This window comes from Pseudomonas sp. Irchel s3h9 (assembly GCF_900187475.1).
Classification (GTDB): Bacteria; Pseudomonadota; Gammaproteobacteria; order Pseudomonadales; family Pseudomonadaceae; genus Aquipseudomonas; species Aquipseudomonas neuropathica.
Genome location: NZ_FYDH01000022.1, coordinates 27,107 through 42,830, shown reverse-complemented (window position 1 = coordinate 42,830; position 15,724 = coordinate 27,107). Strand labels below are relative to the sequence as shown.

Sequence of the window (15,724 nt, the reverse complement as noted above, 5' to 3'; positions counted from 1 at the left end):
CTTCACATGGCCAAACCACCCAAAAAAGTTCCTGTGACAGTGGCAGCAGATACCACTGTTACAACCAGACCTGCACAGTCAGGCTCGGGTACTCGCGTCACTGCAAACCTGCCTGAATCAGCACTGCCTGGCGTCGACTCGACCACGGGACCTCCCGGTATCGCCACCACTCGCCCGCCCGTCGTCATCGTCAGTGATATGCCCGATACCTACCGTGCCGCCCGCAGTGCAATCGCCTGGCCACAGGATCGATTGCACGAGCTGATACCAAGCGGAGAAAACACGGGTCTGTTCACCGGCCCGGATCAACGAACCTACGCGCAAATCGGCAACGAAGGCCGGTTTGTCGTCGAACGGGATCTGCAAGGCAACTATTACGTTCCGCTGACCTTTGCACCCGGTGTTCCCGGCCCGGTACTGACCAGGATTGAAGGCCAGGCCAGCTGGCACATCCAGCGCCCTGGCTGGCAATCAACACAGTCTCGACCCGACACCCCTGCCACGCCACCGTCCCTCACCTACCTTGCGCCCGATGACGCAAAAACGCTGACCAGAGCAGAACTCTCAACGGGGGGACTTCGATACAACAAACTCAAACATACCTTCGTCGATACCGCAGACGGCACAGTAATGGTTCGGAAAAACCTGCAAGGTGAATATCAACTGACCTCGGCAACAAGCAGAGACTTGCCCGATGTATTTTTTCAACAGATTCCCGGAACGGTGCTCTGGCGCCGCAAGCATCCGCACTTGCCAACCCCCGACCATCCCGCTGCAGGCAGGTCGCGGCCAATGGCCGAAGCAGACGAACCGCAACCCGGCCCAAGCAAACGCGCGCGGGTCAACGTCCCCGAACAACCACTAGCACCAATAACCTTCGATGCCAGCGCTCCAGCCGAGCAAACACCGTTTTTCTGGCTACCCTGGGGCCATCTGAACAAACCAGCGCAGGTGGAGTCGGTGCAGCTCGGCTGGTTTCATTATCCGGTGGTGCCGAAGGGTTCCACCCCTCACCCCAAAGTCTACTTTGTGCAACATCCTGACTTTGTGCCAACACACTTCGATGCGTTTGAACAAATGCTCCGTACGGCGCCCTCGATGCAGCCTGTTGCAACATTTCGCATCGGTAACGATCCGGGAGAAATACACCCTGGAAAACGTTTCTTCGATGAACCGATCTCGCAGTCGGTAGCCAAGACATTCCCTGATTTCTCTGATGACACGGCACGGGCCGTCGCCAGAAGGCTGTTCGAACTCGCGGACAACACACCGATGATTACCGGCACCGGGCTGGTCAACATTCAGGCAGTCCTGCATCAGTGGAAACAACGGCCATTTCCCACCGCACCTGCGTATGCCGACCCGCTGAACATGCTAGCAGTGGCACCTTCCACCGATTTCCGCGGTAAAAAACTCATCCGTATGCCCTCCCAGGTCGACGGCGAACTGCAACGACTCAGCTTCGATCCCAAGCATTTTCCCGTCGAATGGAACCACTACAAAACCTACCCGACCGACCTGAACCTCAGACGCCTGCTTGGCGCCCTGTTGGTTCGCAGCGGCTATGACATATTTCCCCTGACATACGAACACCGCATGCCAACGCTGGTATTCAGGCGCGGAACCAGTGAGCGGATTTATTTTATGAAACTGGGTGTGGTGGATCATGTCGGCCTGTCCCACACCCCGGGCAATGAACTTGCAGAACCCAGCCTGCCGGCCAGGATAGGCAACGAGGCGTTTCACGCCCTGGCCACCGCGACCATGGAAAACAAAGTGGTCTGGCTCATCGGGGGCGTATTGAAGGTTGAGTCGACTCCGGATTCGGTGTTCGTGCTCAGGGAGCGCTGAGATCCCGCTACGACTCGCACCGGCCCTGCCGGCGCGAGTCGGCATGACTTTCGAACGCCTCGAAACACCCTGCAGCACTTGCCCTCATCGCCATACATATATACCGCACGCCGTGGCGAGTTTTTGCCGAACATCACGCCTTTGAAGCCAATGGGTCGGGCAAACACGATGCCGCGCAATTGCACATCGAATCCGCTTCCCGAATATCCGGCCGCATCACTGATCAGCGATTCATCGGAGCAAGTCCATGGCAAAACCACCCAGGAAAATTCCTCGCACGGCGTCACCGGAGGCGTCTAGCCGAGCAACCAATCCTTTACCTGTTCCAGTTGCAGCACTTCCCGGTGAACCGGGTCATTCCACTCCGCACACCGAAGCCACTTCATCACACGCGTTGCCAGAAGCACCCGCCGACCGCCCCAGCGTCATCGTCGGTCGTCCGTTCACCCGGCATCGCCAATTGAGCGAAGCGCGAACCTCTGATTGGGTGAGGCAGCAATCCATCGAAACCGGACCGTCTGCGCTGGCCGGTGCTTCCAGCAGCGAAAGACCAGCGCATCCGGTCTATATCGACCCCGAATCGGCAACCCGACTGAAGCTGCAACCAGGCACTGAAGAAGGGTTTCGCTACGACAAACGCAAGAAATCCTACGTCGAAATGGTCGGCGGCATGGTCATGGTGAGCAAAACTGCGGAAGGCTGGCGACAGACACATGCCGGGGAATCAACCCCGACGGGACAAAGAGTGGAACAGATTCCGGGGACAACACTCTGGCGTGAAATCGACACGCCGCAGCAAGGCGACCCAGCCGTAATCAATCCACTGTCCACCGAAGCGACCGATGCCATACCCGGCCAGAGCAAGCGCCAACGCCTGGACGAACAGAGCCATGTTGCAACCGGTACCAGCACGCTGGTCGAACATCTGTTAGCCCAGCCGGGCGTCGCCCTGGATCTTTCCGCCGGTCAGTGGAGAAACTGGGGGAAGTCCACAAAACCCGATTCAGGCGAGTCGATAGAGATCGACGGGCAACACTTTCGGATCGTCATGCAAGGTGTCAGTGCCGATACCGAACTGGTCTATTTGCAACACCCGGGATTTGCACCGGACCGCTATGACGCGTTCGAAAACATGCTGCGTCATGAGCCTTCGCGCCAACCGAAATGGGCACTGAAACGCGAAGGCCAATGGAAGGTTCTGGACAACGCTCCACCGTTCGAAATGTCCGCCACCCAATATGTTTCCGCCGCCTGCAACTATCTGTCCGAGCAGTCGACCAGCAACCTCGCGCGGGCGGTATTCGATCGGCTTTCACTGCCTCAGGGCATCAACGCCCATGGACTTTCGGTGATGGCGCTGACCTTCCGCCACTGGCTGGACAGGGTGAATCACGAACCCCCGCTACACGGACTGGTGGACCCTTTGATAATGCTGCCAAAACTGCCGACATCGCCCGGCCATCTGGCAGGCGGCCGCTTGCTCACACTGCCTGCGCACAACTCAGCCGTATTACAGCGCCTGGATTTCGACCCACAACGGTTTCCTCAAGAGTGGGCCCCCTATGCAGCAGCGCCGACGCCAGGAAACCTGCGCGGATTGATGGCGACCATCCTGCAACACAACGGCTACAGCATTAATCCGACCACGCGCCGACTCAGTGAAGGTGCATTGATTTTTTACCGCCCGGGCGTTGCCGCTCTATTCGTGTTGAAGCTGCCACCCATGGCTGGCAATCAGGTTACTCGCACCACACCCGCAGGTACCGAACTCATCGACCCCGCCTATCTGACGAGGCTCAGCGTGTCGCAAAAACAGGCGCTTGAGGTGCAGTTGGCTCACACCGAAGTCATCCATCTGGTGGGGGGTATACAACCCATATCCGCTGATTACCCGACGCTGTTCATTGTGAGAGAGGCCTGAGCCGCTGCTGAACGCCTGAACGGTGCGTCCGCAAGTCCGGACACCTGCACACCCACAATCCAAATCAAGAGATTCAGTTAATGGTCAAACCACCAAAGCGTGTGGCCGGTGTTATTGCGCCTGACACACGTCCAAATGCCGCTGGCATTGTCCCCAGAATCCCCGGCGAAAACACGCAACCCTCTGCAGACCTGCCGAGCAATTCCGTGCGTCAACCGCCGGTGCGGGTCCACGAGGCATCCGCCGTCTACCCCGTGTCGGTAGCGGCCGCTCTGCGCTCCATCAGCTGGCCTGCCGATCAAGTGCACCTGCTACAAAGGCTGGATCCCGACAGCGGATTGTTCACCAGCCCGGAGGGAAAGCTGTACGCCCATGTTGAAAATGCAGGGCATCTGCTGGTCGAAATCCATCACGATGGCCGCTACCAGATTCCCTTCAACTTCACTCCGCATCTGGCGGGTCCTTTCCTGATCAAAACCGAGCGCCAGCCAGTCTGGACCTTCGAACGACCCAGTTGGCTGGCGCACAACCCAGACAATGACGGGCCAGTTGCAGCCGCTGAGCGTATCCCCGGGGAACAGCCGATCTACCTCGCCCCCGATGCCGCCGCCCTGCTCTCCCCCCGCCTGCAAACACCGGACGGCGTTCGCTACGACAAGCACCGAAAAACCTATATCGATACCGCAGAAGGAACCGTCATGGTGCGTAAAAACGCCAACGGTCACTATCAGCAGACCTCCGCGACGGCGCGCAAAGTATCCGCTCTATTGTTCGAACAGATTCCCGGGACGCGACTGTGGCGCCGCAAGACCGGGCTAACCGATTTGGCTACACAACGCCCGCATCAGGAAGAGGGGACAGACGCCACCCGGGCGCTGACCGAAAGCCTGCTCTCGGACAACCCCGACGCGATCAACTTGAGTTTCGGTTTATGGCGAAACTGGGGACACAGTGTCCGACCAGCATTGGGCCAGCATATCGAGATCGACGGGCAGTATTACCGGGTGATGCAACAAGACCTGAATACCAACCCGCGACTGGTTTACCTGCAGCATCCGTTGTTCTCACCCGCCCTGTATGACGCTTTCGAATACATGCTGCGGGACAACCCGTCGCTGCAGCCTAAGTGGGCGGTTAAACAAAACCACCAATGGACGGTCCTCGACAGTGTCGTGCCCTTCGAGATGCCGATCACCCGGTACATCGCCAGAACCTTCAAATACTTGTCGGATCAATCCGTCAATTCACTCGCCCGGGCCATGTTCAATCAGGCGAACCGATCGGAAATCATCATTGCCCCCGGTCTGGCGCTGATGAACCAAGTGTTTCGTTACTGGGCCAACAGGGATCGGCGCAGAGCACCGAATCGAGAGCTGGCCGACCCGCTCCTCATGTTGCGCCCTCTGTCCGGACCGGAACCAACCCTGGCGATTCCTGCCTCGCTGGGTGAAGGCCTGATGCGCCTGGATTTTGATCCCGGGCGCTTCTCTCGCCACTGGAACGAGTACGCCACGACGCCCACTGCGGCCAATCTGCGAAGGCTGTTCAGGCAGATTCTGGAGGATGACGGTTACGTGGTGAGCAACCCGACAAACACGCTTGCGGAAAACGAATTGTTGTTTCACCGCGAGAAAATCGATCACGTGTTCGTACTGAAACTGCCACCTCTTAACGACGGGCGCCTGCAGCGATTTCGGCCTGAGCCTTTTGAGAACAATGAAGTCGTGCTGCAAACATCCAGCAGCGAATCAAAGCCTTTGTCGACTTACCGCACAGAAAAAAAGATCAGCTACCTGCTCGGCGGCACCCAAACAGATGTTCTGGGGCAGACAACGCTGTTCATTTTCAAAGACCAATGACCGCACAGGACAGTCAACCAAAAAACATGAACAGCTAAGAGACACTTCAATGACCAAACCCACAAAGACTACAGTCCGCCCTGCTTCGCCCGACACCTCCGCGATCAACAGATCTACCGCTGGCAATGGCAGCCTCAAAAACACCCAGGGTTCTGACATTTTTGCGCCAGGTACGAAGCAACCGCCCGACACTTCCACTCCCAATACGTCTGGCAGTGAAATGGCAGGCGCCCCACGCGTGGTGGTGAGTTACATAACGGATCCGCTGCTCACCGAAACCAATGCCAGACTGGCCGAGATATCCCTGCCGGTATTACAAACCGCTCTTCTACAGCCGCACATGTCCGTCGACGGGTTATTCGTGACCCCGGGCGGCCAGATTTACGCGCACCTGGAAGACGGCCGGCATTACCGGGTTGAACTCAACACCGCCGGTCACTACCAGATTCCCTGGCCCGCGGCCCCGGGCGTGACACCACCCATTCTGAAAAAAATCCACGGCCAGTCACGTTGGCGCATCGAGGCACAGTGGTACGCGGCTCACTCCAGACAGAGGAGTCTGTCTGCGCAGCAACGGACTGCCGAACCACTACAAGCGATCATCCTCGTCGACCCGCACCTGGCGACCCTTCTCCCTGCCGCGCGGGAGTCCCTGGACGGTATTCGCAAAGGGCCGCGTGGGAAAACCTATGTCGATATCGCCGAAGGAACCGTCCTGGTTCGCAGGAACGAACAAGGCGAATACAAACTGGCTTCAGCAACAACGATCAATGTGCCGGATATAGCGTTCGAGCAGATTCCCGGGCAATTCGTCTGGCGCCGTAAATTGCAGACGACTACAGATACACAACAAGCTCCACAAGCAGGCAGTTCCCGTGCCCTCCCCCGGTCGGAAAAGCCCGGCCCGAGCCCAAGTAAACGCCCTCGACTGCCAGAAGACAGTGATCCTCTCAATCCCTTCGTACTCATGGGCATCAGTGAATTATGGAAAGGCTGGGGAACCACGACGAAACCGTCAGCCGGCGACTCCATCGAAATCGGCGGCAAGCACTTTGCGATACTTGACCAGCCGAGCCACGCCATTGACGCCTTTGCCTTCATCAAGCCGCCACAGTTTTCTGCTACTCGTTTCGATGCTTTCGAACAGTTGCTGCTGACCAATCCTGAGTTGCAACCCAGGGCGGCGGTGAAGTGGGAGGGCAATACGGGGCATGGCAATCCGGCATGGAGAATCGTGGAGAGTCGGCCATTTGAAAAAACCCTGACGCAATATGTCAGCGATCAGTTCCCCTACCTTTCCGATCACTCTGCTAGTAAAGCCGCACGGGAGATGTTCAATCGAGCCAGTCACTCCGAGAAAATAACAGGGTCCGGGATCAGTGCATTGTTCGAGACTTTCAAGTACTGGGAAAATCGCTCTATTTTCACGGGCGATAACAGAGTCGCTCGTCAAGACTTGAGCGACCCGCTGATGCTCCTCTCGCCGCTTGCGACTGACGTAAATGGCTACATGCGTATGCCGCTACCTTCCGCTGAAGGTCTGCGAAGAATCGACTTCAACCCGAAATTGTTCTCCGGCTCGCAACACCAAAGGGGTCGCCGAACAACGCGAACACTGTTCAAAGATCTTCTTAGCGCACACGGCTACTACATTGCCCATGATTTCGGCGCCAACCAGGGGAATGCCTTATTGATCAAGCGAACGGGGGTTGATCCTGTTTTCATCCTGTTAATGGACAGGATTCAAAACAACACTGTTTTTCTCCCTGATCCAGTTGCCTGGCTCAAGAAAAGAGTCTTTGTCGACAACATGGACGTGCAGGTCAAAGACGAGTTGATGGTGCATTTGCACACCAACAGAATCATTTTTTTGCTGGGCACCAACGAGCCTCTCCCCACTCACGAACATAACCTTATTGTCACCCGACACAGCTGAATGAGCTCCGGAGTTCTCTGCAGCACAGGCGGGCAGATTACTCAGGCATAAAAAAGCCCGCAGTGTGAGCGGGCGAAAGACCAAAGAAGCTATATGCGCAGTCGCTTCCCGGCGGGGGGCAGCTGCTTGGGGGTCAACTGCCCCGGTACGTGGAATAGCTGTAAGGCGAAATCAGCAATGGCACGTGGTAGTGATCCTGTTCGGCAGAGATGCCGAAGCGCAGTACAACCACGTCCAGAAATGCCGGCTCCGGCAACTGAACGCCGCGGGCGCGGTAGTAATCGCCAGCGTGGAACTGAACCTGATAAACCCCGGTACGATAATCATCGCCTTGCAGCAGCGGCGCATCGACCCGGCCATCGCTGTTGGTTATCGCACTGGCGACCAATTCCAGGTGCGAACCTTCAACGCGGTACAGCTCGACCTTGATCGAACTGCCCGGGCAACCGTGTGCAGCGTCCAAAACGTGTGTTGTCAAACGTCCCATTGATTCTGCGCGCCTGCCTGCGTGGAAGCAGTCAGACCTCGCGCCTCCCGAAGTCAGATAAAAAGGAGACCGCACCGATTCGGAGCACGAAAAGCTGCGGCGAGCGACTGATTAAGACACTTTTCAAAAAAATTGTACACAATAAAAACGACATTTTTCACACCACCCCCGCCAATCGGGGGTTTCCCCGCGTTCTGCCAGCAACACGCCTATACATTGCACCTTCTATCCATTAACTGACTGGTCAGGCAGGTTTCTTGCAGGCTCACGCCAATACCAGGAAAAGATGACAGTCGGCGAAAAATGCGAAAATTCAGGCTTACAAATTGCGAATAAAGTTGTATACAATCAGCCCATCGCTGTGACGCCAGCCTGCCAGGCCGCCACACCCATCTGTCAACGAATAAGAAGGAAGACTGCAGTGAGCGCTGACTACCCACGCGACCTGATCGGTTACGGCAGTAACCCTCCTCACCCACACTGGCCGGGCAATGCCCGCATCGCCCTGTCTTTCGTACTCAATTACGAAGAAGGCGGCGAGCGCAACATTCTGCACGGCGATAAAGAGTCCGAAGCCTTCCTCTCCGAGATGGTGGCCGCTCAGCCGCTGCAAGGCGCGCGTAACATGAGCATGGAATCGCTTTACGAGTATGGCAGCCGCGCCGGGGTCTGGCGGATTCTGAAACTGTTCAAGGAATTCGACATTCCGTTGACCATCTTCGCCGTGGCCATGGCCGCCCAGCGCCACCCGGACGTGATCCGCGCAATGGTCGATGCCGGCCACGAGATCTGCAGCCATGGCTACCGCTGGATCGACTATCAGTACATGGACGAAGCGCAGGAGCGCGAGCACATGCTCGAAGCGATCCGCGTCCTCACCGAAATCACCGGCGAGCGCCCACTGGGCTGGTACACCGGCCGCACTGGCCCGAATACCCGTCGCCTGGTCATGGAAGAAGGTGGTTTCCTCTACGACTGCGACACCTACGACGATGACCTGCCGTATTGGGAACCGAACAACCCGACCGGCAAGCCGCATCTGGTGATCCCGTACACCCTCGACACCAACGACATGCGCTTCACCCAGGTGCAAGGTTTCAACAAGGGTGACGACTTCTTCGAATACCTCAAAGACGCGTTCGACGTGCTTTACGCCGAAGGTGCCGAAGCGCCGAAGATGCTCTCGATCGGTCTGCACTGCCGCCTGATCGGTCGTCCGGGTCGCCTCGCTTCGCTCAAACGCTTTATCGAATACGCCAAAAGTCATGAACAGGTGTGGTTCAGCCGTCGCGTCGACATCGCGCGTCACTGGCACGAAACTCACCCGTACCAAGAGGCCGCGAAATGAGCCGCTTTCAAACCCTGCAACCGTCGACCCTGAGCCGCGACGCTTTCGTCAACGCCTTCGCCGACATCTACGAACATTCGCCATGGGTGGCCGAGAAGGCCTACGACCTGGGCGCAGATGCCTCGATCGACGAGATCGAAACCCTGCACCAGCGCATGAGCGACATCCTGTTGAGCGCCGATCATGCCAGTCAACTGGCCCTGATCAACGCTCACCCGGACCTGGCCGGCAAAGCCGCCGTCCAGGGCCAACTGACCGAAGCCAGCACCAATGAACAGGCTGGCGCCGGTATTCACCAATGCACGGCCGAAGAGTTCCAGCGCTTCACCGAGCTGAACGACGCCTACAAAGCCAAGTTCAAGTTTCCCTTCATCATGGCGGTAAAAGGCAGCAACCGGCATCAGATCCTCGCGGCGTTCGAAACGCGCATTCACAACTCGGTCGATACCGAATTCAAATGCGCGCTGGCGGAGATCAACAAGATCGCCCTGTTCCGTTTACTGACTCTTTAGCAAGCCTGACCCGAGTACATCAAACGCGGAGAGTACCCAGGGTCCTGCAAGCATCCCCAGCCACTTTTTTAAAGGCAGACAAGAAGAATGAAAGCTTACGCCGTACCTTTCGAAAAATTCGTCAACCTGGCCGATGCCCGTCTGGGCACCAAAATCATTTCGGTCACCGATGACTGGTTCGCAGACGCCAATCGTCTGTTCCAACCGACCCCGGCCGTATGGAAGGAGGGCGTGTTCGATGACAACGGCAAGTGGATGGACGGCTGGGAATCACGCCGCAAGCGCTTCGAAGGCTTCGACAGCGCCGTAATTCGTCTGGGCGTACCGGGCTCGATCAAAGGCGTGGACATCGATACTTCATTCTTCACCGGCAACTTCCCGCCATCGGCCTCTCTGGAAGCGTGCTTCCTGGCGTCGGGCGAGCCTGATGAAAACACCCAGTGGACTGAAGTGCTGTCGGCCGTCGAGCTGCAGGGCAACAGCCATCACTACCACGAAATCAGCAACGACCAAGCTTTCAGCCACCTGCGCTTCAACATCTACCCGGACGGCGGTGTTGCCCGTCTGCGCGTGTACGGCATTCCGTTCCGCGATTGGTCGGCGGTTGGCGACAACGAGCAAGTCGACTTGGCTGCGGCCCTGAATGGTGGCCGCGCCCTCGCCTGCTCCGACGAACACTTCGGCCGCATGAGCAACATCCTCAACCCGGGCCGTGGCATCAACATGGGCGACGGCTGGGAAACTGCACGTCGTCGCACGCCAGGCAATGACTGGGTCATCGTCGCGCTGGGTCACCCGGGCGAGATCGAGAAGATCGTCGTCGACACCCTGCACTTCAAAGGCAACTACCCGGACACTTGCTCGATCCAGGGCGCGTTCGTCAAAGGCGGTACTGACAGCCAGATCGAAACCCAGTCGCTGTTCTGGCGTGAACTGCTGCCAAGCCAGAAACTGGAAATGCACGCCGAACACACCTTCGTCGAGCAGATCAAGGCGCTGGGCCCGATCACCCACATCCGCCTGAACGTGTTCCCGGATGGTGGTGTGAGCCGCCTGCGCGTTCTCGGCAAGGTCGCTAAATAACAACGCAATGATCGTTCCCACGCTCTGCGTGGGAATGCATCACTGGACGCTCTGCGTCCACTCAGGATGTGACGCGGAGCGTCACGGGCTGCATTCCCACGCGGAGCGTGGGAACGATCACTCAACGAAAAGAAGAACAGCATGCGCACACTAACGATTGAACCGCTGAGCAAAGAAGCCTTCGCCCCTTTCGGTGACGTGATCGAAACCGACGGCAGCGATCATTTCATGATCAACAACGGTTCGACCATGCGCTTCCATAAACTGGCGACGGTCGAAACCGCTCAGCCTGAGGACAACGCGATCATCAGCATCTTCCGCGCCGACGCGCAGGACATGCCGCTGACCGTTTGCATGCTGGAACGCCATCCGCTGGGCAGCCAGGCTTTCATTCCGCTGCTCGGCAACCCCTTTCTGATCGTGGTCGCGCCAGTTGGCGATGAACCTGTATCAGGCTTGGTCCGCGCCTTCGTCACCAACGGCAGGCAGGGCATTAATTACCATCGCGGCGTTTGGCACCATCCGGTGCTGACGATCGAAAAGCGGGATGACTTCCTGGTGGTTGATCGCAGTGGCACAGGCAATAACTGCGATGAGCATTTTTTCAAAGAGGATGAGCGTTTGATCCTCGCCCCCCACCAATAAGAGAAGGTCTGATCACTCGACAACAAGAGTGACAGGCGAGAGGTAAAGACTGTGGAAGCACATCTGTTGGAATGGCTGAACCTGAGCGTGCGCTGGGTTCACATGATCACTGGCGTGGCCTGGATCGGCGCGTCGTTCTACTTCGTCTGGCTGGAGAACAACCTCAACCGCGTCAACCCGAAAACCGGCCTGGCCGGTGACCTGTGGGCGATCCACGGTGGCGGTATCTATCACCTCGAAAAATACAAACTGGCCCCACCGGCGATGCCGGAGAACCTGCACTGGTTCAAATGGGAAGCCTACTTCACCTGGATGTCGGGTATCGCGCTGCTGTGCGTGGTGTTCTACTCCAATCCAACGCTCTACCTGCTGGCTCCGGGCAGCACCCTGAGCGGCCCTGAAGGCGTGGCCATCGGTATCGGCTCGCTGTTTATCGGCTGGTTCATCTACTCCTTCCTGTGCGACTCGGCACTGGGCAAACGCCCTGCTCTGCTCGGCTTCATTCTGTTCGTGCTGATCATCGGCGCGGCGTATGGCTTCAGCAAAGTGTTCAGCGGTCGTGGTGCATACCTGCACGTCGGCGCGATCATCGGCACCATCATGGTCGGTAACGTGTTCCGCATCATCATGCCGGCGCAGCGTGCCCTGGTCGCGGCGATTGCCGAAAACCGTACGCCGGATCCGGCGCTGCCAGCCAAAGGATTGCTGCGTTCGCGTCATAACAACTACTTCACCCTACCGGTGCTGTTCATCATGATCAGCAACCACTTCCCGAGCACTTATGGCAGCCAGTACAACTGGTTGATCCTCGCCGGGATCGCGGTGTTGGCGGTGTTGGTGCGTCACTACTTCAACACCCGTCATGACAGCCACAAGTTTGCCTGGACCTTGCCTGTGGCAGCGGTGGGCATGATCAGTCTGGCGTACGTCACCGGCCCGATGCCAATGTCGACCGCGCCGGAAGTGGCCAAGGCGCCAGCCAAAATCGAGTACCAACCGCTGCCGGAAACGGCACTGGGCGGTGGCGCGAAACCGGCTGAAGCAGCACCGGCAGCCCCTGCCGAACCTGCAGCAGCACCGGCGCAAGCCTCCAACGCAGGTCCGGCCTTCGACAAAGTGCACAACGTGATTCAAGAACGTTGCGCGGTTTGCCACTCGGCCAAACCGACCAGCCCGCTGTTCAGCGCAGCTCCGGCGGGTGTGATGCTCGACACCCCTGAGCAGATCCGCCAGAACGCGGCGCGCATCCAGGCGCAGGCCATCACCACGCAGATCATGCCACTGGGCAACATCACGCAGATGACCCAGCAGGAACGTGACCTGATCGGTGCATGGATCGCCCAGGGAGCACAGACCAACTAAGCAGTAAAAGCATCGCTGGCAAGCCAGCTCCCACAGGGTTTTGCACTGCCTGTGTGGGAGCTGGCTTGCCAGCGATTCGCCGCAACGCGGTTGTTACCTGATGCACAGAAACAGCTGTGAGCAACCCGGCAGCTGTTCAATCACAAGAATAAAAAGATCCGAGGTGTTGCATGTCCGAGCTGTCCAAAGCGCGCATCCCCGACGCACCCGCCATTCAGCGATTGCCCCTTTTGCAACTGATCCTGGTCGGTTTGCAACATGTTCTGCTGATGTACGGCGGTGCCATCGCGGTGCCGCTGATCATTGGACAGGCCGCTGGCCTGAGTCGTGAAGAAATTGCCTTCCTGATCAACGCCGACCTGCTGGTCGCCGGTATCGCCACCATCGTCCAGTCCATGGGCATCGGCCCGATGGGCATCCGCATGCCGGTGATGATGGGCGCCAGTTTTGCCGCTGTCGGCAGCATGGTCGCCATGGCCGGCATGCCCGGTATCGGCCTGCAAGGCATCTTCGGTGCAACGATCGCCGCCGGTTTCTTCGGCATGATCATCGCGCCGTTCATGTCCAAGGTCGTGCGCTTTTTCCCGCCGCTGGTGACCGGCACGGTCATCACCTCGATCGGTTTGTCGCTGTTCCCCGTGGCCGTGAACTGGGCCGGTGGTGGCGCTGCCGCTGCGCAATTCGGCTCACCGATTTATCTGGCCATCGCCGCATTGGTGTTGGGCACTATTCTGCTGGTCCACCGCTTCATGCGCGGTTTCTGGGTCAACATTTCCGTACTGATCGGCATGTGCTTCGGCTACATCCTGTGCGGCGCGATTGGCATGGTCGACCTGAGCGGCATGGCCAACGCGCCATGGGTTCAGTTCGTCACTCCGCTGCATTTCGGCATGCCGAAATTCGAACTGGCACCGATCCTGTCGATGTGTCTGGTGGTGGTGATCATCTTTGTAGAATCCACCGGGATGTTCCTCGCGCTGGGCAAGATCACCGGCCAGGAAGTCTGCCCGCGCATGCTGCGTCGCGGCTTGCTGTGTGATGCCGGCGCCTCGTTTGTCGCTGGTTTCTTCAACACGTTTACCCACTCCTCGTTCGCCCAGAACATCGGTCTGGTGCAGATGACCGGAGTACGTTGCCGCTCGGTGACCATCGTTGCCGGTGGCTTGCTGATCGTGTTGAGCCTGCTGCCGAAAGCAGCGTTTCTGGTGGCGTCGATTCCGCCGGCGGTACTCGGCGGCGCAGCGATTGCGATGTTCGGAATGGTCGCGGCCACCGGCATCAAGATTCTCCAGGAAGCCGACATCGGTGACCGTCGCAACCAGTTGCTGGTCGCGGTGAGCATCGGCATGGGCCTGATCCCGGTGGTGCGTCCGGAGTTTTTTGCGCATTTGCCGATGTGGATGAGCCCGATTACCCACAGCGGCATCGCCATGGCAACGCTCAGCGCGCTGACGCTGAACTTGCTGTTCAACATTCTCGGCGGCAAAGAGCGCGCGGCGATCAACGACTGCCACGCACACCAGCACTAACAGCAACACCGATGTACCCCCTGTAGGAGTGAGCCTGCTCGCGATAGCATTTTTTCAGTCAACTGATGTGTTGAATGTCATACCGCTATCGCGAGCAGGCTCACTCCTACAAGGGCAAAAAAAGCTCTGCGCCTCAAACAATAAAAACAAGAGGGAGCAACAGATGATTCGCACGCAAACCAACGTTCTGTTGAGTGGCGGCCTGCTGGCCGCGAGTCAGGCCATGGCCGGCGATTTACTGCTGTGGCAGACCAACAGCCTGAGCTATCTGTACGGCAAGAACTTCGCGATCAACCCGTCGATCCAGCAGACGCTGACCTTCGAGCACGCCGACAAATGGAAGTACGGCGACAACTTCCTGTTCGTCGACAAAATCTTCTACAACGGCAAGGAAGACGCGAACAAAGGCCCGCACGCCTTCTACGGTGAATTCACCCCGCGCTTCTCGTTCGGCAAGATCTTCGACCAGAAGCTCGAGTTCGGCCCGATCAAAGACGTGCTGCTCGCCATGACTTACGAGTACGGCGAAGGCGACAGCGAGGCCTACCTGATCGGCCCAGGCTTCGACCTCAAAGTGCCCGGCTTCAACTACGTCACCCTGAACATCTTCCGCCGCCAGACCGAAGGCCCGCGTCCCGGCGATGGCGTCTGGCAGATCACCCCCGGCTGGTCCTACAGCTTTCCCCTGGGCAATTCCGATGTGCTGATCGACGGCTACCTCGATTGGGTAGTCGACAACGATGAGAACTCACGCGGCACCTACCACGCCAACCTGCACATCAATCCGCAGATCAAATATGACCTGGGCAAAGCTTTGGGCTGGAGCCACAAGCAACTGTATGTCGGCACCGAATACAGCTATTGGAAAAATAAATACGGCGTCGAAAACACCCACAACTTCGACACCAATCAGAACACCGCCAGCCTGCTGGTCAAGGTGCACTTCTAAGATGGCCCGCAACCGTGCCCCATGCCTGTCGTCGGTGCTCTGTTGCGGGGCACTTGAGAGCTGGCCGAGGAGTCAGTATTCTCCGCGGCCTCCTGAATTCGGTCTAAAAAAAAGCCCGGATTTAATTCCTGACCGAAAAGCCAACTTATCCCGGCCCCGGTCAGTACCGAGGCATCCCGAAAACACACTCAATCGACTGTTTTTTAGCAGCCGAGCGGGTGTTTTTTTGCTTTTCCAAAGCC

The 15,724-nt window shown here is 58.0% G+C and carries 12 protein-coding genes; 11 read left to right on the top strand and 1 reads right to left on the bottom strand.

Annotation, left to right across the window (positions count from 1 at the left end; translation table 11 throughout):
• Nucleotides 1-6: 6 nt before the first annotated feature.
• The 4 genes from CKW26_RS29935 (at nucleotide 7) to CKW26_RS27615 (ending at nucleotide 7,567) form a co-directional block, all read left to right on the top strand.
• The gene (locus CKW26_RS29935; protein WP_141231888.1) at nucleotides 7-1,851 is read left to right on the top strand and encodes a hypothetical protein; all 1,845 of its coding nucleotides are present in this window, start codon (nucleotides 7-9) and stop codon (nucleotides 1,849-1,851) included.
• A gap of 247 nt (nucleotides 1,852-2,098) precedes the next feature.
• A complete protein-coding gene (locus tag CKW26_RS27625; protein WP_095050917.1) occupies nucleotides 2,099-3,772 on the top strand; it encodes a hypothetical protein in 1,674 nt (557 codons plus the stop codon).
• Nucleotides 3,773-3,852: 80 nt separating this feature from the next.
• A complete protein-coding gene (locus CKW26_RS27620; RefSeq protein WP_095050916.1) occupies nucleotides 3,853-5,631 on the top strand; it encodes a hypothetical protein in 1,779 nt (592 codons plus the stop codon).
• A gap of 49 nt (nucleotides 5,632-5,680) precedes the next feature.
• Complete coding sequence (locus CKW26_RS27615; RefSeq protein WP_095050915.1) at nucleotides 5,681-7,567, top strand: hypothetical protein; 1,887 nt, start codon at nucleotides 5,681-5,683, stop codon at nucleotides 7,565-7,567.
• A 133-nt stretch (nucleotides 7,568-7,700) separates the two neighbouring features.
• On the opposite strand, the gene uraH is transcribed toward CKW26_RS27615, so the two are convergent.
• On the bottom strand, nucleotides 7,701-8,054 hold the full coding sequence (gene uraH / locus CKW26_RS27610) for a hydroxyisourate hydrolase (RefSeq protein WP_003223171.1): 354 nt from the start codon (nucleotides 8,052-8,054) through the stop codon (nucleotides 7,701-7,703).
• A 421-nt stretch (nucleotides 8,055-8,475) separates the two neighbouring features.
• Here uraH and puuE point away from each other — a divergent pair, with 421 nt between their 5' ends.
• From puuE to CKW26_RS27575, 7 genes are all read left to right on the top strand, one after another.
• Nucleotides 8,476-9,402, top strand: coding sequence for an allantoinase PuuE (gene puuE / locus CKW26_RS27605; protein WP_093441662.1), 927 nt, complete (start codon nucleotides 8,476-8,478; stop codon nucleotides 9,400-9,402).
• Nucleotides 9,399-9,914, top strand: a complete 516-nt coding sequence (uraD, locus tag CKW26_RS27600) for a 2-oxo-4-hydroxy-4-carboxy-5-ureidoimidazoline decarboxylase (RefSeq protein WP_047292945.1) — start codon at nucleotides 9,399-9,401, stop codon at nucleotides 9,912-9,914. The genes puuE and uraD overlap by 4 nt, the downstream gene beginning before the upstream one ends.
• 87 nt (nucleotides 9,915-10,001) lie before the next feature.
• The gene (gene alc, locus CKW26_RS27595) at nucleotides 10,002-10,997 is read left to right on the top strand and encodes an allantoicase (RefSeq protein ID WP_007913974.1); all 996 of its coding nucleotides are present in this window, start codon (nucleotides 10,002-10,004) and stop codon (nucleotides 10,995-10,997) included.
• Nucleotides 10,998-11,138: 141 nt separating this feature from the next.
• Nucleotides 11,139-11,642, top strand: coding sequence for an ureidoglycolate lyase (locus CKW26_RS27590; RefSeq protein WP_034151759.1), 504 nt, complete (start codon nucleotides 11,139-11,141; stop codon nucleotides 11,640-11,642).
• Between the two features lie 51 nt (nucleotides 11,643-11,693).
• Nucleotides 11,694-13,004 carry a urate hydroxylase PuuD gene (locus CKW26_RS27585; protein ID WP_095050914.1) on the top strand — a complete coding sequence of 437 codons (1,311 nt, stop codon included), beginning with the start codon at nucleotides 11,694-11,696 and terminating at the stop codon, nucleotides 13,002-13,004.
• A gap of 170 nt (nucleotides 13,005-13,174) precedes the next feature.
• A complete protein-coding gene (locus CKW26_RS27580; RefSeq protein WP_095050913.1) occupies nucleotides 13,175-14,533 on the top strand; it encodes a nucleobase:cation symporter-2 family protein in 1,359 nt (452 codons plus the stop codon).
• Nucleotides 14,534-14,696: 163 nt separating this feature from the next.
• Nucleotides 14,697-15,482, top strand: a complete 786-nt coding sequence (locus CKW26_RS27575; RefSeq protein WP_016982869.1) for an outer membrane protein OmpK — start codon at nucleotides 14,697-14,699, stop codon at nucleotides 15,480-15,482.
• The last annotated feature ends 242 nt before the right edge of the window (nucleotides 15,483-15,724 follow it).

Excerpts from the sequence above, each read along its gene's own strand:
- CKW26_RS29935 (WP_141231888.1), top strand. The coding sequence starts at position 7 with ATGGCCAAACCACCCAAAAAAGTTCCTGTGACAGTGGCAGCAGATACC.
- CKW26_RS27625 (WP_095050917.1), top strand. The coding sequence starts at position 2,099 with ATGGCAAAACCACCCAGGAAAATTCCTCGCACGGCGTCACCGGAGGCG.
- CKW26_RS27620 (WP_095050916.1), top strand. The coding sequence starts at position 3,853 with ATGGTCAAACCACCAAAGCGTGTGGCCGGTGTTATTGCGCCTGACACA.
- CKW26_RS27615 (WP_095050915.1), top strand. The coding sequence starts at position 5,681 with ATGACCAAACCCACAAAGACTACAGTCCGCCCTGCTTCGCCCGACACC.
- uraH (WP_003223171.1), bottom strand. The coding sequence starts at position 8,054 with ATGGGACGTTTGACAACACACGTTTTGGACGCTGCACACGGTTGCCCG.
- uraD (WP_047292945.1), top strand. The coding sequence starts at position 9,399 with ATGAGCCGCTTTCAAACCCTGCAACCGTCGACCCTGAGCCGCGACGCT.
- alc (WP_007913974.1), top strand. The coding sequence starts at position 10,002 with ATGAAAGCTTACGCCGTACCTTTCGAAAAATTCGTCAACCTGGCCGAT.
- CKW26_RS27590 (WP_034151759.1), top strand. The coding sequence starts at position 11,139 with ATGCGCACACTAACGATTGAACCGCTGAGCAAAGAAGCCTTCGCCCCT.
- CKW26_RS27580 (WP_095050913.1), top strand. The coding sequence starts at position 13,175 with ATGTCCGAGCTGTCCAAAGCGCGCATCCCCGACGCACCCGCCATTCAG.
- CKW26_RS27575 (WP_016982869.1), top strand. The coding sequence starts at position 14,697 with ATGATTCGCACGCAAACCAACGTTCTGTTGAGTGGCGGCCTGCTGGCC.